General features: G+C 62.5%; 22 protein-coding genes. 15 read left to right on the top strand and 7 right to left on the bottom strand.

Annotated features, from left to right (window positions below):
- Window positions 1-59: 59 nt before the first annotated feature.
- A complete protein-coding gene (locus tag DSM14862_RS01970) occupies window positions 60-923 on the bottom strand; it encodes a porin (RefSeq protein ID WP_007118728.1) in 864 nt (287 codons plus the stop codon).
- 74 nt (window positions 924-997) lie between these two features.
- On the opposite strand from DSM14862_RS01970, the gene DSM14862_RS01965 reads away from it, so the two are divergent.
- The 6 genes from DSM14862_RS01965 (at window position 998) to DSM14862_RS01940 (ending at window position 6,422) form a co-directional block, all read left to right on the top strand.
- Window positions 998-1,171, top strand: coding sequence for a hypothetical protein (locus tag DSM14862_RS01965; protein WP_165481271.1), 174 nt, complete (start codon window positions 998-1,000; stop codon window positions 1,169-1,171).
- A gap of 32 nt (window positions 1,172-1,203) precedes the next feature.
- Window positions 1,204-1,698 carry a DUF3576 domain-containing protein gene (locus DSM14862_RS01960; RefSeq protein WP_007118727.1) on the top strand — a complete coding sequence of 165 codons (495 nt, stop codon included), beginning with the start codon at window positions 1,204-1,206 and terminating at the stop codon, window positions 1,696-1,698.
- A gap of 82 nt (window positions 1,699-1,780) precedes the next feature.
- Window positions 1,781-4,327, top strand: a complete 2,547-nt coding sequence (gene leuS, locus DSM14862_RS01955) for a leucine--tRNA ligase (protein ID WP_007118726.1) — start codon at window positions 1,781-1,783, stop codon at window positions 4,325-4,327.
- A complete protein-coding gene (gene lptE, locus DSM14862_RS01950; RefSeq protein ID WP_007118725.1) occupies window positions 4,314-4,814 on the top strand; it encodes an LPS assembly lipoprotein LptE in 501 nt (166 codons plus the stop codon). Before leuS ends, lptE begins: the two co-directional genes overlap by 14 nt.
- Entirely contained in the window at window positions 4,811-5,809 is a 999-nt protein-coding gene (gene holA, locus DSM14862_RS01945) for a DNA polymerase III subunit delta (RefSeq protein WP_007118724.1), read from the top strand. The genes lptE and holA overlap by 4 nt, the downstream gene beginning before the upstream one ends.
- 19 nt (window positions 5,810-5,828) lie before the next feature.
- Window positions 5,829-6,422 carry a glutathione S-transferase family protein gene (locus tag DSM14862_RS01940; RefSeq protein WP_007118723.1) on the top strand — a complete coding sequence of 198 codons (594 nt, stop codon included), beginning with the start codon at window positions 5,829-5,831 and terminating at the stop codon, window positions 6,420-6,422.
- Here DSM14862_RS01940 and DSM14862_RS01935 read toward each other — a convergent pair.
- The 3 genes from DSM14862_RS01935 to DSM14862_RS01925 are packed head-to-tail and all read right to left on the bottom strand — an operon-like array spanning window position 6,419 to window position 8,984.
- The gene (locus tag DSM14862_RS01935) at window positions 6,419-7,597 is read right to left on the bottom strand and encodes a TIGR03862 family flavoprotein (RefSeq protein WP_007118722.1); all 1,179 of its coding nucleotides are present in this window, start codon (window positions 7,595-7,597) and stop codon (window positions 6,419-6,421) included. The two genes, DSM14862_RS01940 and DSM14862_RS01935, sit on opposite strands and share 4 nt — an antisense overlap.
- Window positions 7,594-8,238 carry an enoyl-CoA hydratase/isomerase family protein gene (locus tag DSM14862_RS01930; protein ID WP_007118721.1) on the bottom strand — a complete coding sequence of 215 codons (645 nt, stop codon included), beginning with the start codon at window positions 8,236-8,238 and terminating at the stop codon, window positions 7,594-7,596. The genes DSM14862_RS01935 and DSM14862_RS01930 overlap by 4 nt, the downstream gene beginning before the upstream one ends.
- Entirely contained in the window at window positions 8,235-8,984 is a 750-nt protein-coding gene (locus tag DSM14862_RS01925; protein ID WP_007118720.1) for an SDR family oxidoreductase, read from the bottom strand. Before DSM14862_RS01925 ends, DSM14862_RS01930 begins: the two co-directional genes overlap by 4 nt.
- 143 nt (window positions 8,985-9,127) lie before the next feature.
- Here DSM14862_RS01925 and DSM14862_RS01920 point away from each other — a divergent pair, with 143 nt between their 5' ends.
- The 6 genes from DSM14862_RS01920 to lpxK all read left to right on the top strand — a co-directional run bounded on the left by DSM14862_RS01920 (window position 9,128) and on the right by lpxK (window position 15,416).
- Window positions 9,128-10,657 (top strand): hypothetical protein, encoded by a 1,530-nt coding sequence (locus tag DSM14862_RS01920; RefSeq protein WP_007118719.1) that lies wholly within the window; start codon window positions 9,128-9,130, stop codon window positions 10,655-10,657.
- A 112-nt stretch (window positions 10,658-10,769) separates the two neighbouring features.
- Window positions 10,770-12,116: a TldD/PmbA family protein gene (locus DSM14862_RS01915; protein ID WP_007118718.1), complete on the top strand. Its 1,347-nt coding sequence runs from the start codon at window positions 10,770-10,772 to the stop codon at window positions 12,114-12,116.
- A complete protein-coding gene (locus tag DSM14862_RS01910) occupies window positions 12,109-12,885 on the top strand; it encodes a 3'(2'),5'-bisphosphate nucleotidase CysQ (RefSeq protein ID WP_007118717.1) in 777 nt (258 codons plus the stop codon). The genes DSM14862_RS01915 and DSM14862_RS01910 overlap by 8 nt, the downstream gene beginning before the upstream one ends.
- Window positions 12,886-12,948: 63 nt before the next feature.
- Window positions 12,949-13,191, top strand: coding sequence for a DUF4170 domain-containing protein (locus DSM14862_RS01905; protein WP_007118716.1), 243 nt, complete (start codon window positions 12,949-12,951; stop codon window positions 13,189-13,191).
- Window positions 13,192-13,197: 6 nt separating this feature from the next.
- Window positions 13,198-14,430, top strand: a complete 1,233-nt coding sequence (locus tag DSM14862_RS01900; RefSeq protein WP_007118715.1) for a 3-deoxy-D-manno-octulosonic acid transferase — start codon at window positions 13,198-13,200, stop codon at window positions 14,428-14,430.
- The gene (lpxK, locus tag DSM14862_RS01895; protein ID WP_007118714.1) at window positions 14,430-15,416 is read left to right on the top strand and encodes a tetraacyldisaccharide 4'-kinase; all 987 of its coding nucleotides are present in this window, start codon (window positions 14,430-14,432) and stop codon (window positions 15,414-15,416) included. The genes DSM14862_RS01900 and lpxK overlap by 1 nt, the downstream gene beginning before the upstream one ends.
- Here lpxK and DSM14862_RS01890 read toward each other — a convergent pair.
- The 3 genes from DSM14862_RS01890 to DSM14862_RS01880 are packed head-to-tail and all read right to left on the bottom strand — an operon-like array spanning window position 15,413 to window position 17,765.
- A complete protein-coding gene (locus tag DSM14862_RS01890; RefSeq protein ID WP_007118713.1) occupies window positions 15,413-16,531 on the bottom strand; it encodes a CaiB/BaiF CoA transferase family protein in 1,119 nt (372 codons plus the stop codon). The genes lpxK and DSM14862_RS01890 overlap by 4 nt on opposite strands.
- A complete protein-coding gene (locus tag DSM14862_RS01885; RefSeq protein WP_007118712.1) occupies window positions 16,531-17,217 on the bottom strand; it encodes a DsbA family protein in 687 nt (228 codons plus the stop codon). Before DSM14862_RS01885 ends, DSM14862_RS01890 begins: the two co-directional genes overlap by 1 nt.
- 38 nt (window positions 17,218-17,255) lie before the next feature.
- Window positions 17,256-17,765, bottom strand: coding sequence for a DUF721 domain-containing protein (locus DSM14862_RS01880; RefSeq protein WP_040700823.1), 510 nt, complete (start codon window positions 17,763-17,765; stop codon window positions 17,256-17,258).
- Between the two features lie 82 nt (window positions 17,766-17,847).
- On the opposite strand from DSM14862_RS01880, the gene mutY reads away from it, so the two are divergent.
- The 3 genes from mutY to DSM14862_RS01865 all read left to right on the top strand — a co-directional run bounded on the left by mutY (window position 17,848) and on the right by DSM14862_RS01865 (window position 20,621).
- Complete coding sequence (gene mutY, locus DSM14862_RS01875) at window positions 17,848-18,912, top strand: A/G-specific adenine glycosylase (protein ID WP_007118710.1); 1,065 nt, start codon at window positions 17,848-17,850, stop codon at window positions 18,910-18,912.
- Window positions 18,913-18,978: 66 nt separating this feature from the next.
- The gene (locus DSM14862_RS01870; RefSeq protein ID WP_007118709.1) at window positions 18,979-20,127 is read left to right on the top strand and encodes an alkane 1-monooxygenase; all 1,149 of its coding nucleotides are present in this window, start codon (window positions 18,979-18,981) and stop codon (window positions 20,125-20,127) included.
- 116 nt (window positions 20,128-20,243) lie between these two features.
- Complete coding sequence (locus DSM14862_RS01865) at window positions 20,244-20,621, top strand: response regulator (protein WP_040700451.1); 378 nt, start codon at window positions 20,244-20,246, stop codon at window positions 20,619-20,621.
- Window positions 20,622-20,667: the final 46 nt, after the last annotated feature.

Raw genomic sequence — 20,667 nt, 5'->3', positions numbered from 1 at the left:
GCAAAAGAAAAGGGGCAGACCGCAAGGCCTGCCCCAATAGTCAGAGTATGTCGTTCAACTTAGAAGTTGAAGCGAACACCCATGTCGGCTTGTGTGTTGCCGTCGAAGCGCTTCGCCACACCGCCGCGCAGCGAAGTACCGCCGCCCAGGTCGTGGTTGAAGTCGATGCCGTAGCCGGTGTCGGAACCGTCTTGGTCGGCGACATAGACTTCGATGTCTGTTGCTGCGCCAACGTCAAAGCGGCCAGCCAGAACAACACGGTCGGTGCCGCCGTTGTCAGCATAGGCCAAAGTTACGTCGGCGATGCCGAAGGAACCGCCAGCTGTCGCTGTCCAATCGTTGTCGGTTGCGTCATCGGAGTCCTGACCACCGACTGCGAAAGTCCAGCCGCTCCATGTGTAAGCAACGTAACCGGCAATGCGGTCGTTCATGTCGGAAGCCGAAACATGAACCGACAGGTCGCCTGCGGAGTACAGAACTTCAACACCGTTAGGAGCGCCGTCACCAGTGGAGGTGTATGCGTCTGCACCGGAGAAGGCAGTGTAGTCATAACCCAGACCGGTCAGACCGAGGTCGATCGGGTACTGACCCGGCATGGATTCCAGAGCACCGAAGATGTTGCCAACGCCAACTTCAAAGCCGCCCGAACGTGCGAAGTAACGAACGCCGTTGAAGTCTGCGCCTGCACCGTTGGTGACGCCGTTGCCGTCAGCATTGATACGTGCACGTGCACCGAAAACAACGCCTGCATCGGATTCAGCAGTCGCATCGATCTGAAGACGCATACGCGTTGTCAGGTCTGTCGACGAAGCGTCTTCATCGTACTTGATACCGAAACGGCCGTAGCCGCCGAATGTTACGTCTGCTGCTGCTACGCCGGCGGTCGCAACCAGGGCTGTTGTAGCGAAGAGAACTTTTTTCATGAGTTTTCCCTCGGTTTGAATTCATATGCCCAGACCGGGGAATCCGGTAAGGGTATGAAGGGTGTTTGCCCCCGATGACCCGCTCTTGGCAAGGTTCACGCGCTCTGGGTCAGCAATGTCGCGGAGGTTGGTGCAGCTATGCCACAGTTTCGCCAATCGTCCCGGTGGATAGCGTCTCTTACGACGCCAAACGCGCCTATACTCTCTCCTATGACATAGACCTTGCCGATATGGGCCCGCTTGGATAGACCGGAGCGCAAACAGGCAAAGGAAAGCTGCAATGGCCCTTCGTACCGCTTGCAAGATGGCAATCTCCGTTCTGGCGCTTAGCGCGCTTGCCGCCTGTGGTGGGGGCTTTGGTAGCCCGCCCACAAAACGGCCAGATCAGTATACCAACGCGAATAACCCCAATAACATTGAGACCGATCCGGGAAACACGATCTGGTCGATCTTTAACCGCAAGAACACTGACACCAGCGTTTCGGTAAACAAGTACCTGTGGTCGGCCTCGCTTGAAGTGCTGAACTTCTTGCCGGTGCAATCGGTCGATCCTTTCACAGGGGTTATCGTCACCGGGTACGGCACCCCGCCCGGCGGTGGCCGCGCCTATCGCGCGACCGTGCTGATCGACGATCCGGCACTGGATGCGCGGTCGCTTAACGTGGCGCTGCAATCCTCGGGCGGTCAGCCGGTGGCCCGCGCGACAACCCGCGCGGTAGAGGATGCAATCCTCAGCCGGGCGCGGGAAATGCGCGTTTCCGATAGCAAATTCTGAGCCCGCTTAACTCAACACGTTTCCAACGCCGGGCCTTGTGAAAACAGCAGCCCGGCGTTTTTCATGTCATAAGGTCCCCGTCATGCCCCGCTATACCCCCGCCGAGATCGAAGCCCGCTGGCAGCAAGCCTGGGAAAAGGATGGCGTCTTTCAGGCCGTCCGCAACGCTGACAAGCCGAAATACTATGTGCTTGAGATGTTCCCGTACCCGTCGGGCCGCATCCACATGGGCCATGTGCGCAACTACACGATGGGCGACGTGATCGCGCGCTACAAGATCGCGACAGGCCATAACGTGCTGCATCCGATGGGCTGGGACGCCTTCGGCATGCCCGCCGAGAACGCCGCCATGGCGATCGGCGGTCACCCGGCGGATTGGACCTATGCCAATATCGCCGAAATGAAGAAGCAGATGAAACCTCTGGGCCTGTCGATTGACTGGAGCCGCGAGATCGCCACTTGCCATCCCGGTTATTACGGCCAGCAGCAGGCGCTGTTTTTGGACTTCCTCGAAAAGGGTCTGGTCTACCGCAAGAACGCCGTGGTGAACTGGGACCCGGTCGATATGACCGTGCTGGCCAACGAGCAGGTCGAGAACGGCTGCGGCTGGCGCTCTGGCGCGCCGGTGGAGCGGCGCGAGCTGACGCAGTGGTTCTTTAAGATTTCGGACCACTCCGAAGAACTGCTCTCCGCGCTCGACAGTCTCGACAACTGGCCTGCCAAGGTCAAACTGATGCAGGCCAACTGGATCGGCAAATCGCGCGGATTGCAGTTTGCCTTCTCGACCATCGAAGCCCCCGAAGGTTTCGACCGCATCGAAGTCTATACCACCCGCCCCGACACGCTGCTGGGCGCGTCCTTCGTCGGCATTTCGCCCGATCACCCGCTGGCCAAAACGCTGGAGCGCGACGACGAAGCCGTCGCCGCCTTCTGCGCTGAATGCCGCAAGGGTGGCACCACCGAAGAAGCGATCGAGACCGCCGAGAAGCTGGGCTATGACACCGGCATCCGCGTGCGTCACCCCTTCGACACGGCGCACGAGCTGCCGGTCTATATCGCCAACTTCATCCTGATGGACTACGGCACTGGCGCAATCTTTGGCTGCCCCGGCCACGACCAGCGCGATTTTGACTTCGCCACCAAATACGAGTTGCCGATCATCTCGACCTTCCTGCCGTCCGAGGATGTCTCGCCCAAACTGACTGAGGCCTATGTGCCGCAGAAGTCGGAAAAGGTGTTCTACAACCGCGGTTTCGCGGGCGACCAGTGGCAGACCGGCGAAGAGGCCGTTGATGCCGCCATCGCCTTCTGCGAGGAAAACGGCATCGGCCAAGGCGTCACCAAGTTCCGCCTGCGCGACTGGGGGCTGAGCCGCCAGCGCTACTGGGGCTGCCCGATCCCGGTTGTCCATTGCGACGATTGCGGTGTGGTGCCCGAAAAGAAAGAGAACCTGCCGATCGAGCTGCCCTATGATGTCACCTTCGACACCCCCGGCAACCCGCTCGACCGTCACCCGACATGGCGCAACTGCGCCTGCCCTGCCTGCGGCAAGGATGCGCTGCGCGAAACCGACACGATGGATACATTCGTCGACAGCTCGTGGTACTACGCCCGTTTCACCGCGCCGCGCGCCGATACCCCTACCGATCTGGAAGACGCTGCCTATTGGATGAACGTCGATCAATATATTGGCGGTATTGAGCACGCGATTCTGCACCTGCTCTACGCCCGGTTCTTTGCCCGCGCCATGCAGATCACCGGCCACCTGCCCGAAGGTGCGGCCGAGCCTTTCGACGCGCTCTTTACCCAAGGCATGGTGACGCATGAGATCTACCAGACGCGCGACGCCAATGGCCGCCCGGTCTATCACCTTCCCGAAGACGTAACGGACGGCAAATTGGCGGACGGCTCTGAGGTGGAAATCATCCCCTCTGCCAAAATGTCGAAGTCCAAGAAAAACGTCGTCGATCCGCTGCACATCATCTCGAACTACGGCGCTGACACCGCCCGCTGGTTCGTGCTGAGCGATTCGCCCCCCGAGCGGGATGTGGAATGGACCGCCAGCGGTGCCGAGGCGTCTTACAAGCACCTCTCTCGCGTCTGGAATATCTGCGACCGCGTGGGCGAAATGGACCGCGATGCCGCTGGCACTGGCGACGACGAGTTGCTGCGCGCCATGCACAAAACGATCCATGACGTGACCATGGGCATCGAATCCTTTGGCTTTAACGCCGCAATCGCCAAGCTCTATGCTTTCACCGCGACACTGCAGAAATCCAAGGCAGGCTATGCCGCACAGCGCGAAGCGATCATGACGCTGGCGCAGCTGATGTCCCCGATGACCCCGCACCTGTCCGAAGACATCTGGGCGCATCTGGGCGGCGAAGGGCTGATTACCAAGGCACCTTGGCCCAAGGCTGATGAGGCGATGCTGGTCGATGACACGGTGACCCTGCCGATCCAGATCAACGGCAAACGCCGGGCGGAAATTCAGGTGCCCGCCGACATGCCGAAGGAAGAGGTTGAAAAAATCGCGCTGGCGCATGAAGCTGTCATTCGAACGCTGGACGGGGCCACACCGAAAAAGGTCATCGTCGTGCCCGGACGGATTGTGAATGTCGTTGCCTAAAACCATACCCTCGCGCCGCCGCTTTCTGCTGGCCCTGCCCCTAGTGGCGCTCGCCGCCTGCGGGTTTGAGCCCCTCTATGGCCCCGGCGGCGCGGGCACGGCTCTGCAAAACCGCGTGCTGGTGGACGCCCCCGAAGATCGCTACGGCTATTTTCTGGTGCGCGAGTTGGAAAGCCAACTGGGCCATGCGGCATCGCCGCAATGGGGTTTGGCATTAACCACAACAACCACTGAAGACGGGCTGGCCATCGACAGCGAAGGCAACACGCGGCGCTACAACTTGCTGGGCACGACCTCTTACGCGCTGCGCGACCTGTCGAGCGGCCAGATCGTGACCTCCGGCAAGGTCGAAAGCTTCACCGGCTATTCCGCCACCGGCACCACCGTGGCCACTCGCGCAGCCGAATTGGACGCCCAAGAACGACTGATGAAGATCCTTGCTGACCTTGTCGTGAGCCGTCTTTACGCGGCTGACCTGCCTCAATGAAGCTCTCCCCGCGCGAGGCCAAACCCTATTTCACGCGGCCTGACCCCGCGCGAACCGGGCTGCTGATCTATGGCAGTGACGCCATGCGCGTGGCGCTGAAACGGCAGGAATTTCTGAAAAACCTGCTGGGTGCCAATGCCGAAGAGGAAATGCGGCTGAGCCGGATGCCCGCGGGCGAACTGCGCCGCGATCCGGCGATGCTGCTTGATGCGATCAAAGCAGTCGGCTTTTTCCCCGGCCCCCGCGCCGCGCTGGTGGAAGAGGCGAACGACAACATTGCTAAGATCCTGCTCGACGCGTTGAAAGACTGGCAGCCCGGTGACGCGCAGATCATCGTTACGGCGGGCGACCTGAAAAAGACCTCTAAGGTGCTTAAAGCCTTCGAGAGCCACCCAAACGCCTACGCCACTCCGATCTACGACAACCCGCCCGACCGGGCCGAAATCGAGCAGATGCTGAAGGATGCGGGCCTCACGCCTGAGGCCGACGCCATGGCCGCGCTCAGCGATCTGGCCCGAACGCTCGATCCCGGCGACTTCCGCCAGACGCTGGAAAAGATCACGCTCTATAAATTGGGCGACAGCACCCCCATCGGACTGGATGACATCGCCGCCTGCGCCCCCACCTCGACCGAGGCTGAGGTGGATGACATCCTGCATGTGGTGGCTGAGACCCGCGCCGCCGAGATCGGCCCGGTGATGAGCAAGCTGCAAGGTCAAGGCGTGAACGCCGTGACCCTAACCATCATGGCCACCCGGCATTTCCGCACCCTCTACCGGATCGCGGCCAACCCCGGCGCGCCCATCTATGGCGTGCGCGACCGCGACCGCGCCATGCGGCAGGCCCGAAACTGGGGCGCAGCGAAATTGGAAACGGCGCTTGCGGTGCTCACTGAGACCGACCTTAAGCTGCGCTCTGCGGGCCAGCACGCCCCTGCACTGGCACTGGTCGAGCGGGCCTTTATCCGTCTGGCAATGCTGGGCGCACAACGTTGATTTTGGGAGAGGAAATTCAATGTATACTGTCATCGGCGGCACCAAATCCCGCGCTTTTCGCGTCATGTGGATGCTCGAAGAATTGGGCCAGCCTTACGCGCTGAACCCCGCCGCGCCCCGCTCGGAAGAGGCGCGCAAATACAACCCCTCGGGCAAAATCCCCGCGCTTGTGGACGGCGAGGAGGTGCTAACCGATTCCACCGCGATCATGACCTATCTGGCCGACAAGCATGGCGCATTGACCGCCCCCGCTGGCACGCCCGCGCGCGCCCGGCAGGACGCGATGACCTTTTGGCTAATCGACGAATTCGACGCGATCCTCTGGGCCGCGGCCAAACACAGTTTTATCTTCCCCGAAGAGGCCCGCGTGCCCGCGATCAAAGACAGCCTTAAGGCCGAATTCGAACGCGCAGCCAAAACGCTATCCGACCGCCTTGAGGGGCCGTTTCTGATGGGCGACCAAATCACTCTGCCGGATCTGCTGGCCGTGCATTGCATCAACTGGTCGATCGGCGCGAACTTCCCGCGGGTGGATGACAAGTTGAACCTCTGGGCAAAGTCCCTGCGCGAGCGCCCCGCCTTTGTCGCCGCGATGGCCAAGGAAAAAGGTTAACGCCGGACCCAATCAACTGCATGGCGGCCCGCCCAATGGCCGGTCGCCAGACAGCCATTGATCAGATAGCCGCCTGTGGGCGCTTCCCAATCCAGCATTTCCCCGGCAGCAAAAACCCCCGGCAGATCACGCAGCATCAGCCCCTCGTCGAGCGCATTGAGCCGCACGCCGCCTGCGGTGGAAATCGCTTCATCCATCGGGCGCAGCCCGGCATGGGCAATTGGCAGTGCCTTCAGCAGCTCTGCCAGTGCTTCGACACCCTGCGGTAGGGGCCGCGCCATTTCTTGCAACAGCGCGATCTGTGCAGGACTAAGCTTCAGCCGCTTGCGCAGGTGGTTGGCCTGACTGTCCTTGCCCCGCGGCTTTGCCAAACGGGCCATGACATCACTGACCTCTAGGTCAGGCAGTAAATCAAGCGTCAGACCATGCCCCTCGCGCAGCCCGCGCGAGATCGAATAAATCCCGCCGCCCTCTAACCCACGGGCCGAGATCACCGCCTCCCCGCGTGAACGATACGCGCCAGCCGACCATGCCACCCCTTTTAACGCAGCACCGAAATGCCGTGTCATGTGAGAGGACCAATCGACCAGCAGACCCACATTCGCTGGGTCAAAATCGCTTAACCCCACCCCGCGCTCGGCCAACAACGGCGCCCATGCACCAGTGGCCCCCAGCCGTGACCAACTCGCGCCGCCAAGCGCCAGCACGGTCACATCTGCGTTAATCTGCTGCTGTCCATTGGGCGTATCGAAAACGAGCGCATCGCCGTCCCAACCCTGCCACTGCCAGCGCGTTTTGAGCTGCACGCCCTGCGCTGCCAAACGCGCCAACCAAGCGCGCAGCAACGGGGAGGCTTTCATCGCGCGGGGGAATACGCGGCCGGTTGAACCGGTAAAGACCTCTTGGCCCAACCCTTCCGCCCAATCCTGCACCGCTTGGCTATCAAACGCCTCTAGCATTGGACGCAGCGCGGGGGCGGCCTCTTCAAAAGCTGCGAGGAAGGGATCGAACGGCTCGGCTTTGGTCAGGTTCAGCCCCGATTTGCCCGCCATTAGAAACTTCCGCCCCACCGAAGGCTTGCCCTCACAAAGCGTCACGGGCAGGCCCGCGCTAGCCATGACCTCTGCTGCCATGAGCCCGGCAGGCCCGCCACCGATAACGACAGCGCCGCTCATCTGCGCGTTTGCGGATCGAAAACGCCGCCCTCTGGCGCGCACATTTCCTTGATCCCGCTGGCGATCTCGGCAGAGGCGGCGCGCGTGTCGGCTGCAAGCTCGGCGGCGTGGTTCAGCAGGTCTTCCCCTTGCACGATGCGGTCGATCAAGCCAAAGGCCAGCGCCTCGTCCGCCGCGATCTTTTGCCCGCCCATCAAGATCAGCTTGGTCCGCGCGGGCCCAATCAGCGCCGCCATTCGCGCCGGATCAGACGGCTGCGGCAAAAACCCAAGCTTCATCACCGGATAGAAGAACTTTGCCCCCGGCACCGCGATGCGCAGGTCGCAGGCCAGCGCCATGCCCATCGCGCCCCCGGCCAGCGTGCCGTTGAGGGCTGCGATGCTCAGCCCCGGCAGCGCTGCCACCGCACCCGAAAGACGCTCCCAAACGTCCGACTTCGCCAGACCCGCGCGGGCTTCCTCCAGATCGGCTCCGGCGCTGAACACCTTGCCCCGCCCCGTTAGGATCACCACCCGAGCGGTTTGCGCCGCCTCCATGATCTCGGCCAGTTCGACCAACATGGCGTGGGTCAGCGAATTGGCCTTGTCGGGGCGGTTTATCGTGACGGTCCAGATGTCGCCCGCGCGGTCTAGCTCAATCATATCAGGCCCACCGCCTTGCGGATGCCTTCATCGCGCAGTGAAATTTCATCACCCAAGAAGCGATCCGCCTCGGGGCCACACATCCACAGCAGGGCACGCGCGGGCCAATCTGCGGGAATATGCACGTCCCAATCCAACTGGCTGACCGGGTTCACGCCGCTTTGCTTGATGTCGCGCTGCATGTCGGTGGCGACGGTGCCGGGTGACAGGCCAATGGCGCGGATGCCGTTGCCACCTTCTTCGTGGTGCAGGCATTGGGTCATCATGTTCGCCGCAGCCTTAGAGGCGCAGTAATGGCTCCAGGCCTCAACCGGACCATGGGCCGCCCCAGAAGAGATCGTCAGAATCGTGCCGCCGCCGCCGTCCTTCATCACTGGCAGGGCTGCGCGCATCCCGTGGAAGACGCCTGTGACATTGATGTTGATGGCCTTGGCCCAATCAGCCGGATCAGCCTCCCCCATGAGGGAGATCGGATCAATCACGCCGGCGTTGTTGATCAACACATCAAGTCCCCCAAAGGCCTGCCGCGTTGTTTCCACCGCCGAGGACATTTCGTTATAGCGGGTCACATCGCAGGGGATGGCGATGGCCTGCTTGCCCAGTTCGCCGGACAGATCGGCGATGGCATCCTGACTGCGCGCCAGCAGGGCGACATTGCCGCCTGCCTTGACGAATACACGCGCGGCGGCAGCGCCGATGCCCCGGCTTGCGCCGGTAATCATGATCGTCTTGCCTGTCATGTCCATGTGGTGATCCTTATGCTAATTTGGTACATTGCTTGAGGGCTGTGGTAATCCGCCGATCAATCCGGGTCCAGCCTCGCGTCGCTTGACCCTGTGCGGGGATTGGCAGACTCTATGCGCAACTCATTGCCGAAAAGGATTTTCCGATGTCCCGCATTCCCACAGCATCGCTGTTTCTCGCTCTCCCGGTATCGCTGGCATCGACGGCCCTTTGGGCCGATCTGACCCCGGCAGAGGTTTGGGGCGATTGGCGCCAATACATGGAGAGCATGGGCTATCAGGTTCAGGCAAGCGAAGCCTTTGATGGCGAAGACCTGACGGTTAGCGATGTGACCCTGAAGATGGACATGATCGAAGAGGGCGGCGACTTTTCCATGTCGCTCGGCACGCTGAGTTTTGAGCCCGAGAGTGACGGCGCAGTCAACGTTCGCATGCCCAATGTCATGCCGATGACCATCAACGTCGCCCCCGAAACGCCCGAAGATGAACCGGTGTCGATGGTGTTGAACTACGCCCAGACGGCCCCGGTGATGCGCGCCAGTGGCAGCCCCGACGCGCTGCAATACGACTATGCCGCCGACACGATCTCGCTCACCCTTGCGGGGCTCAAGGTCGGCGCGCAGAGCTATACCGAAGAAGAGGCCAAGTTCAGCGTCACCGGCAGCGGCGTCAGCAGCCGGACCGAGATGACCGGGACCGAGACGCGCCGCTATGACCAATCTGGGCGTATCGACAGCCTGCAGTATGACGTGGTGATGAAAACGCCCGATGATCCCGCGCGCGTTGCGGTAAAAGGCGGCGTGGATCAGGTGGTCTTTAACGGCAGTGGCGCGCTGCCGATGCTGGAAGCTGGTTCTGACATGGCCGCGATGATGCGCGCAGGCCTTACCTTTGATGGCAGCTTTACCGCCGGAGCAGGCCGTACCGACATGCAGGTCTCTGACCCTGAGAATGGCGATTTCCAACTGGTAACCGGCTCAGCAGGTGCCAAACTGGGCGTGGCCATGGGGCCGGAGGGGATGGTCTATGAGGGTGGCCAGCAGGACATCGAAGTCAGCGTCACCGCCGCCGATATGCCCTTCCCGATCCAGTTCAGCATGGCGGAAAGCGCCTTTAACCTGAAAATGCCCTTGATGAAGTCCGAAGAACCGCAGGACTTTGCCTTTGGCGTCACGCTCGACAGCTTCAAGATGTCCGACATGATCTGGGGCATCTTTGACCCGACCGGCCAACTGCCCCGCGATCCAGCGACATTGGTGGTGGATTTGTCTGGCAAGGCCAAGCTCCTGTTCGAACTGATGGACCCCGAAGTGACCGCCACCATGGGTGATGAAGTGCCCGGCGAAATTCACGAACTGAACGTGAATGAAGTGTCGCTTGACGTGGCGGGGGCAGAGTTTGACGCGACGGGCGCGATCACCTTTGACAATAACGATTTGGAAACCGTGCCCGGCATGCCCAAACCCGTCGGCGCGCTGGACCTGTCGTTGATCGGCGGCGTGGCCCTGCTCGACAAACTGGTAACCATGGGTCTGATCCCGCAAGAGCAGGCATTGGGCGCTCGGATGATGATGGGCCTCTTTACCGTCCCGGGCGAGGGCGAAGACTCTCTGACCTCCAGAATTGAGTTCACCGAAGAGGGCGGCATCCTCGCCAACGGTCAGCAGATCAAATAACCGCACTGCGCGGGCCTGCGCCGCGTCTTCCCAGCCTGGGAAAATACTGTGTTGCCCTTGCCCCTCTCGGGGCGGGGGATTACCCCTTTTGTAACCCAATCGGAGCCAGACCATGCCAGAAGCCCTTGATGCATTGACCAAGTCCCTCTTGCAGGCGGCCACAAACGCCGGTGCGCATGCGGCCGATGCCATGGCGATCACGGCAAGCTCCGTCTCGATCGAAGTGCGGGGCGGGGCACTGGAACAGGCCGAACGCTCGGAAGGGACAGACATCGGGCTCCGGGTTTTTGTCGGGCAACGCTCGGCCAGCGTCTCGGCCTCCGACACGTCATCACGCACGATTGAGGAAATGGCCGAACGCGCCGTCGCCATGGCCCGCGAAGCGCCCGAAGACCCTTATTCAGGGCTGGCCGATCCCGATCAACTCTCTGCCCGCCGTGATGCGGAAGGGCTGGAGCTTTATGACGCAACGCCCGAGCCCTCCCCCGAAGCCCTGCAGGATGACGCCGCCCGCGCCGAAGCTGCTGCATTGGCCGTCAAAGGCGTGAGCCAAGTTCAATCGGCGGGCGCTGGCTATGGTGCGCAAGAAATCTACCTCGCCGCGACCAACGGATTTGAGGGCGGCTATGCCCGCAGCGAACGTGGGCTGTCCTGCGTCGCCATCGCCGGTAGCGGCACAGGGATGGAGCGCGACTACGACGGCGACAGCCGCATCTTTCAGGCCGATCTACGCGATGCGCAGGATATCGGCACCCGCGCGGGCGAACGGGCGCTGGCGCGGCTCGACGCACGCAAGCCACCCACCGGCAGCTATCCGGTCCTGTTTGACGAACGCATCGCCGCTTCACTGATCGGTCACCTGCTCGGCGCGATCAACGGTCAGGCGATTTCGCGCGGGGCGTCTTTCTTGCGCGATGCGATGGGCGAACAGGTGCTGCCCGAAGGCCTGTCGCTGATCGAAGACCCAACCCGCATCCGCGCCACCGGCTCCCGCCCCTTTGACGCCGAAGGGCTGCCGACCCAGCAGCGTGCCATTGTCGATAACGGCATCTTGCAAGGTTGGACGCTTGATCTGGCCAATGCGCGCAAGCTGGAGGCTGCCCCCACCGGCAACGCCGCGCGCGGCACCGGCTCGGGTCCGCAGCCGTCGAACTGGAACATCGCGCTGACCCAAGGGGACGCCAGCCGCGACGATCTGATTTCTGAGATGGGCACCGGGCTGTTGGTCACCTCAATGATCGGCAGCACGATCAACCCCAACACGGGCGATTATTCGCGTGGGGCGTCGGGCCTCTGGGTCGAGAATGGTGAAATCACCCATGCGATCAACGAATGCACCATCGCGGGCAACCTGCGCGACATGCTGCGGGCGATGATCCCGGCCAATGACGCGCGCACGCACCTCAGCCGGGTTGTGCCCTCGCTGCTGGTGCCGGGGATGACGCTTGCCGGTGCCTGAGGATGACCTTGCCCTTTTGATCGACGCTGCGCGCAAAGCGGGTGCTGTGGCGCGCGGCTTTACGGGGGCCACGGCGAAACGATGGGACAAGGCCGATAACGCGGGCCCGGTGACCGAGGCCGATTTGGCGGTGAATGACCTGCTGCTGGCAGAGCTGCGCGGCGCACGCGCCGACTATGGTTGGCTGTCGGAGGAGACCGAGGACAATACCGACCGACTGGGCCATGAGCGGGTCTTTATCATCGACCCGATCGACGGCACCCGGAGCTTTGTCGAAGGCTCCGACACTTGGGCGCATTCGCTGGCTGTGGCAGAGGCGGGCGAGATCACGGCAGCCGTGGTCTACCTGCCGATGCGCGACATGCTATACGCCGCCAGTCGTGGGGGTGGGGCGACGCTGAACGGCGCGCCGATCCGCAGCTCATTACAGACCAATCTGACCGAGGCCACGGTGCTTGCCGCCCGCCCCGCGCTGGTGGCCGAACGCTGGCACGGCGGCGCGCCGCCCGTGTTCAAACGCAGCTACCGCCCCTCGCTTGCCTACCGCATGGCGCTGGTGGCCGATGCGTCCTTTGACGCGATGATCACCCTGCGCCGTACGTGGGAATGGGACATCGCCGCTGGCACCTTGATCGTGGCCGAGGCGGGCGGCACCTGCGCCACCGCCACGGGCGCGCCGCTCAGGTTCAACAACCCTGATCCGCGCGTGGACGGCATCGTCGCGGGCGGCCCCGCAGTGCACCGCGCGTTGATCGACGCCCTTGCGTGACTGGCCCTATCTGCTAGGCACTGTGCGCAGCACCGCAGCTTTGACAGATCAGAGGACAGTCCCATGACCCAACGCCTGCACCTTGTTTTCGGGGGCGAACTTATCGACCCGACCAAGAACGCGTTCAAGAACGTCGACGACATCCATATCGTCGGCATTTTCCCGGACTATGCCAGCGCCTATGATGCGTGGAAATCCGAAGCGCACCGCACCGTGGATAACGCTCACATGCGCTACTACATCGCCCACCTGCACCGCCTGCGCGACGAGGAAACCTCAGCTTCCTCTACCGAAGAGCTGGAATAAACCACCATGGCGGCGCGGTCGCTGGGGCTTACGGCTTATCGCGCCCTCGTGCGCCGGGGTGGGGCCGAAAGCGCGCCTGCCTATGCACCGCGCCCCCAAGGTGAACTGGTCTGGATGCATGCCGCCGAGGCGGGCAATGTGCTGGCCGTGCTCGACCTTGCCAAACGGCTGATGGCGATGCGCGACCGGGTGGCGGTTTTGGTGACCCTGCCCGAAGGCGCTGCGGCGCATGATATACCGACAACAGAGTCCCGCGACCTATTCGTCGTCCAAGCGCCCAGCGAGCATCCCGAGAATGTAGAGCGGTTCCTTGAGCACTGGCAGCCCAGTTTGTGCTTGTGGACATGGGGTGCGCTAAGGCCGAACCTTGTGCTGGAGACCTCCGCCCGTGGCTGTCCAATGATGATGATCGACGCCGACAGCGCTGGTTTCGATGGCCGCCGGGACCGCTGGCTGCCCGACGTGACCCGGCAGTTGCTTTCGGCCTTTGAGCTTGTCTTCACCCGCTCCCCCACCGCGCTGCGGCGCCTTGTGCAGCTTGGCCTCCCCCGCACTAAGGGAGAGGCGACATCGCCGCTATTAGCAGGCGGTCAGGCGCTACGCTGCGCGGATTCTGATTTGGCGGATATGTCCGCTTGCCTTGTCGGTCGCCCGGTTTGGTATGCCACACAGATCCTGCCCGAAGAGATACCCGTCGTGCTGACCGCCCACCGCCAAGCGCTGCGCCTGTCGCACCGGCTGCTGCTGATCCTGCACACCCATGACTACCCCACCGCCGACATCGCCTATGAGCGTGCCCGCGCGCGCGGGTTCACCACGATGCGGTGGGGGGATGACCCCTACCCCGATGAAACCACTCAAGTCATGGTGGCCGATGACCCCGGCGACCGGGGGCTGTTCTTTCGCGTGGCACCGGTGTCGTTCCTCGGCTCTTCGCTGGTGTCTGGCCATGGCGGCTGCGATCCCTTTGAGGCGTCGGCGCTTGGGTCCGCGGTACTCTATGGTCCCAAGGTGCGAAATTATCTCCCCTCCTACGGGCGGCTGGCCACGGCGGGGGCAGCGCGGATCGTCAATGATGCGGGCGCGCTTGGCAATGCGGTGTCGCGGCTCATCGCGCCGGATCAGGCGGCGACGATGGCCCACGCGGGTTGGGACGTGATCAGCGAAGGGGCCGAACTGGCCGACCGGGTCATTGAACTGATGCAAGACCGGCTCGACGAACAAATGGGGGCCACATAATGCGCGCGCCTGACTTCTGGCACTTGCCCCGCCCCGACTGGCGCGCGCGCCTGTTGCAGCCGCTGGGCGCGCTTTACGCCACGGCCACCGCGCGACGCTTGGCCAGCGGGGCGCCCTTGCTGTTGGGCATTCCGGTGATCTGCGTCGGCAATATCAATGCAGGCGGCACTGGCAAAACGCCCACGGTGATGTCGGTGCTGCAATATCTTTTGGAGCGCGGCCATCGCCCCCATGTCGTCTCACGCGGTTATGGTGGCACGCTCGAAGGGCCGGTGCGGGTTGATCCAGCGCAGCACAGCGCGAATGAGGTGGGAGACGAGCCGCTGCTGCTGGCCGCTTTTGCCGATGTCTGGGTGGCCCGTGATCGTGCGGCGGGTGCGCAGGCGGCAGAGGCGGCGGGAGCCAGTGTCGTGGTGCTTGATGACGGCTTTCAAAACCCGGCTCTGGCACAGGATATCAGCATCGTTGTGGTGGATGCAGTCAAAGGCTTTGGCAACGGCCTCTGCCTGCCAGCCGGACCGCTGCGCGAGCCTGTCGCAGCCGGTCTGGCGCGGGCTGACTTACTGTTGTCGATTGGGGATGACGCAGCGCAGACGGCTTTCGCGGCAAGGCTGCCAAAGACCGATCTCCCCCACGCGCGGGCCGAACTCACGCCCCTGCAAACAGGGATGGATTGGTCCGACTCGCAAGTGCTCGCCTTCGCAGGCATCGGCCATCCTGAGAAGTTCTTTGCCACGCTGCGCGGGCTGGGGGCCACGATCCTGCACGCCGAGGCGCTGGAGGATCATCAGCCGCTCACGGCGCGGCTGATGTTGCGGCTAGAAACCGAAGCCGCAATGCGCGGTGCGCAGCTTGTCACCACCGAAAAAGACGCGGTGCGCCTGCCGATGGAGTTCCGCGCCAAGGTGCTGACCCTGCCGGTGCGCCTGTCCCTGCCCGAAGGCAATGCGCTGCACGCGGCGCTGGATAGGCTGCCACCGCCCTAGGCCTTGTTGTCTTCGCCCAGCTTCGGCGCGGGCCGGTGCAGCGAAAGCTCGGCCCCCGAGAAGGTGAAGGGCGACCGCAGCCCCGGCACGCCATCAAGCTCAATCTGCATGCCCCGCGCCACGACCTGCGGATCGGCCATGACATCGGCCATGTCGTTGATCGGCCCGGCAGGCACGCCATGCGCCTCGCAAGCGGCCAGCAGATCGTCACGGCTGCGCAGACGGGTTGCCCCGGTCAGGCGGCGGATCATCTCGGGCCGGTTAGCGACCCGGTCGGCGTTCTTGAGGTATTCCGGCGCGGTGGCCATATCCTCAAGCCCCAGCAACTGACACAGCCGCTGATACTGCCCGTCATTGCCCGTGGCGATGATGAGATGCCCGTCGGAACATTCAAACACCTCGTAGGGCGTCAGGTTCGGATGCGCATTGCCCATCCGTGTCGGCGCCTTGCCGGTGGTCAGATAATTCATCGCCTGGTTGCCCGTGATCGCCACAGCGCAATCCAGCAGCGCCATGTCGATATGTTGGCCCACGCCGGTTTGGTGACGCTGGTGCACGGCGGCCAAAATCGCGGTGCTGGCGTAGACACCAGTGAAGATATCGGTGATCGCCATGCCGGATTTCTGCGGGAGGCCGTCCGGCTCGCCGGTGATCGACATCAGCCCGGACATGCCTTGGATGATGAAATCATAGCCCGCCCGATGGGCGTAAGGGCCAGTTTGACCGAAACCCGTGATCGAGCAATAGATGAGCTTGGGGAACTGCGCAGACAGGCTGGCATAGTCCAACCCGTATTTCGCCAATCCCCCGGTTTTGAAATTCTCGATCAGGATGTCCGCATCAGCCAAGAGTTCTTTGACCTGCGCCTGACCTTCCTCGGTGCGGAAATCCACGGTGACAGAGGCTTTGCCCCGGTTCGTTGAATGGAAATAGGAGGCGGTGATATCCTCATCGCGGGTGACGAAGGGCGGGCCCCATTGGCGGGTGTCATCCCCCGCCGGGCTTTCCACTTTGATCACCTCACACCCGAGGTCCGACAGTGTCTGACCGGCCCAAGGGCCAGCCAGAACACGTGCCAGTTCGACGACTTTTAGTCCTGCAAGCGGCGCGGTCATTAGCCGGCCAGCGCTGCGTCGAGGAGGTCTTTCATGTCGGCATAGGACATGTTGGAGTGCTTCTTGCCGTCGATGACAAAGCTCGGCGTGCTCGAGATGTCATCCTTTTCGGAGTTCTCGGTGTACCATGCCACCAGCGCTTCGGCTTTTTCCCCGTCCTTCAGGCATTCATCCAGCGTCTCATTGTCGAGCCCGGCCAGACGGCCAATCTTGCGCAGCTCTTCGACGATGGCCGCAGGCTCGCCGGCGCGGGTCCATTCGCTTTGCGATTTATAGATCAGATCGGCGATGCCAAAGAATTTCTCCTGACCGCCGCAACGCGCCACCATCGAAGCCCAAAGACCGTAGCGGTCAAAGAACACTTCGCGGTAGATGAATTTCACTTTGCCGCTGTCGATGTAGTCGGCCTTCAGCTTTTTGAAGGTCTCATTATGGAAAGTCGCGCAATGCGGGCAGGTGAAGGAGGCGTATTCGATCATCGTGACCGGCGCGTTTTCGTCGCCCATGACCATCTCGGTGATGCCAGAGGTATCCACATCGCCTTCGGTCGTCTGGGCGTTCGCGGCACCTACGAAAGGTGTCAGCGCGGTGCTGCCAAGGGGGGAGGAGCCGAAGCTGCTCGCGGCATACCAGCCACCAAGACCAAGCGTGGCGAGACCGCCAAGGATTACGTTTCTGCGATTCATAAGTTGTTCCTTTGTCTGTTACGTCAGCTTTAGGTTGGTCAGCTTTGGTTCTTGTTCAATATGTTCTCGCCCAGACGTGCAAGGGCTTCGCGCAGCCCCTCGTCGGCCACGGGCTTGGCGGCTTCGGCTGCTTTGCGTTGCAGCGCAGGGTTAGGGGCGGTTTTTTCGGCCTTGGGTTTGTGGTCAAACGCCACCTGCCCTTCGGCAAAGCCGGTCGCCGCCGTCTGGGTGATCCGCACCCGCGCGATGGCGTTATGGCCATAGACCGCATTGACCCGCGCGCGCAGCTGTTCCTTTTGCATCTCCAGCATGGGCGCATTGGCCCCGGTGGTCAGCAGGGTCAGCGTGGCCCCGATGCCTTCCTTGCGGCCATAGCTGACCTCAACAGGGCGCGAGATGGCGGCAGTTGCTTCGCCCGCGATCTCGGTCCAATGGGTCAACAAACGCGATTGCGCAAAGCCACGGGTCTCGCTCGCCTTGCGAATCTGCTGCGAGAGCAGGCTGTCGGTGCGTTTAAACCCTTTTGTAGTCGTACGACGTGGCGGCATGGCTTTGTTTCCCGAATGTGCTGACATACATAACCATTTGCCCCAGCGTCACCAGCCCCTGCCCCCTCGAAAGGCCTAAACATTGCGTGAGAAGACATCCGTCAGCAAGCTGCCGCCGATCCTGCTAGAGTGGTACGACACCCATGCCCGCGCCCTGCCGTGGCGTGTGCCGCCGCACGACCGGATGGCAGGCGTCACGCCTGATCCCTACCGCATCTGGCTGAGCGAGGTCATGTTGCAGCAGACGACTGTGGCCACGGTGAAAGACTATTTCGCGCGTTTCACCACCCGCTGGCCGGATGTTGGCGCGCTTGCGGCGGCGGCAGACAAGGATGTGATGGCCGAATGGGCGGGCCTTGGATACTACGCCCGCGCCCGCAACCTGCTGAAATGCGCGCGCGCCGTGGTGGCAGAGCATGGCGGCAATTTCCCCGCGGACCATGACGCGCTGCTAAAATTGCCGGGGATCGGGCCTTACACGGCGGCGGCGATCTCCTCCATCGCCTTTGATCTGCCCCATGCGGTGCTGGACGGCAACGTTGAGCGGGTGATGGCGCGGGTTTACAATATTCACACGCCGCTGCCTGCAGCAAAGCCCGAGTTAATGGCGCGGGCCGTGGCGCTCACACCGCAGGGCCGCCCCGGCGATTATGCCCAAGCGGTGATGGATCTCGGCGCCACGATCTGCACGCCGAAATCCCCGGCCTGCGGCATCTGCCCTTGGCGCGAACCCTGCGTCGCGCGGGCGGAAGGAACGGCGGCGCTGCTGCCAAAGAAGACGCCAAAAAAGCCAAAACCAGTGCGCCACGGCACGGTCTACCTCGCCCAGCGCGAGGACGGCGCATGGCTATTGGAGACACGGCCCGACAAAGGGCTGCTTGGCGGGATGCTCGGTTGGCCCGGTTCTGACTGGATCGACACGTCTGAGCCGCGCCCCGAAGGGACGCCGCCCATGACCGCCGATTGGCAGCCCCTGCCCGGCGAGGTGCGCCATACCTTTACCCATTTTCACCTGATGTTGACCGTGCAGCACGCGCGGGTCGGCCATGGCACCGCGCCTGAAATTGGTGAATTCATCGGCCAAAACCAATTCAGCCCAAGTGATTTGCCCACCGTGATGCGCAAGGCGTTCGACCTGACGCGCTAGCGCCGCGTCAGGCTTTGAGCGCCGACTGAACTGCGGTATATCTGGCGCGAAGCAGTAAGGTGACCCATGGCAAACCGAATTATTTCTCCACAAGACCTCGCGCGCCTGTCGCGCGCCCTGCCGTTCTGGATGTCGCTGCTGCTGATCCCGCTGGCGTGGTTCTGTGCCATGCAGGGCGGCTGGACCATCGCGCTCCTGCCGCTGGTGACGTGGTATCTGTTTTCCTTGCTCGACGCGGTGCTGGGGCTGAACCTCGACAACGCGGACCTAGAGGCCACCGAAGATGACCTCTATTGGTACCGCCTCGTCACGCTGATCTGGGCGCCGCTGCAATTTCTCACCGTCTTCGGACTGATCTACTATGCCACCCGCGCCGGACATCTAGGCACGGCAGAGCGGATATTCCTGTTCTTCGGCGTTGGCGTGATTACCGGCACCATCGGCATCAACTATAGCCATGAGTTGATGCACCAGCGGAACAAGACCGAACGCCTATTGGCGGACACCTTGCTGGCAATGGTCCTCTATTCGCATTTCCGCTCAGAGCATCTTTTGGTGCATCACCGACATGTCGGGACACCGCGTGATACGGTGACCGCGCGCTATAACGAGGGGTTCCACCGCTTTTACCCGCGCGTGCTGCGCGAGTCGCTGACCTCGGCGTTTCATGCCGAAAAGAACATGCTGGCGCGCAAGGGGCTGCCGTGGACCGATCCGGGCAACCCGTTTTTCAAATACTGGGCGCTGCAAGCCGGCTTTCTGCTGCTGGCGCTGGTGCTGGGCGGGTGGAGCGGTCTAGGCCTCTTCCTTGTGCAGGCCGGGGTGGCGATCTGGCAGTTGGAACTGGTCAATTACATCGAACACTACGGGCTGACGCGCAAACATCTGGGCGGTGGCAAATATGAGCATGTGCAGCCGCGCCACTCTTGGAACGCGGCACATAAGGCCAGCAACTGGCTGCTGATCAACCTGCAACGCCATTCCGATCACCACTACAAACCCGACCGGCGTTTCCCGGTCTTGCAGACCTATGGCACGGGCGATGCGCCGCAGCTGCCCTATGGCTATCCGGTGATGACCATGGCGGCGATGGTGCCCCCACTTTGGCGGCGAATCATGAACCCTCGCGTGCGCAAATGGCGCGAGATGTATTACCCCGAGATCACCGACTGGAAGGCCTACAACAAAGCCAGCAATCCGCTGCCCCGGCTTTGAGCAAAGCAACGCAAACTTAAACTTTCCCTGTCAAACCCGCCGCACGCGTTACCAGTGGAGCGGTATAGATGCAGCAACAGACGTAACCCCCAAAGGCGGGCCGCGATGGCCCCTGCCTGATCGTCGAAGACAGTGAGTTTGACCGAGAGAAACTGCGCCGCATCCTTGCGCGCGCCTATGGCGGAATGCGGGTGGAGTTTGCGCCCAGCATCGAAGCCGCCCGGCGGGCGCTGGAGAGCGGGGACAAAGCGCTGATCCTCCTCGACAACAATCTACCCGACGGGTTGGGCGCGAATTTCGCGTTGGAGCTGGCTTGCGACGACCGGCATGCAGACACCCCCATTATCATGGTCAGCGATTGGCCCTCGCCTATCATGTGGGAGAAAGCCGCCTCTGCTGGGGTTCTTTATGTGGTGAATAAATCGGAGTTCGACGCGGGCTACATCGAAACAGCCCTGCGTCAGTTCAGATCCCACGAGCGGCGCATGAACTAGAGGGACAAAAAAACCCCGCCATGGGGCGGGGTCAAGGTAGGCACCC

Origin of the sequence: Sulfitobacter indolifex, from assembly GCF_022788655.1 — a bacterium.
GTDB classification, from domain to species: Bacteria; Pseudomonadota; Alphaproteobacteria; order Rhodobacterales; family Rhodobacteraceae; genus Sulfitobacter; species Sulfitobacter indolifex.
This window is presented reverse-complemented; position numbering and strand designations above follow the sequence as displayed.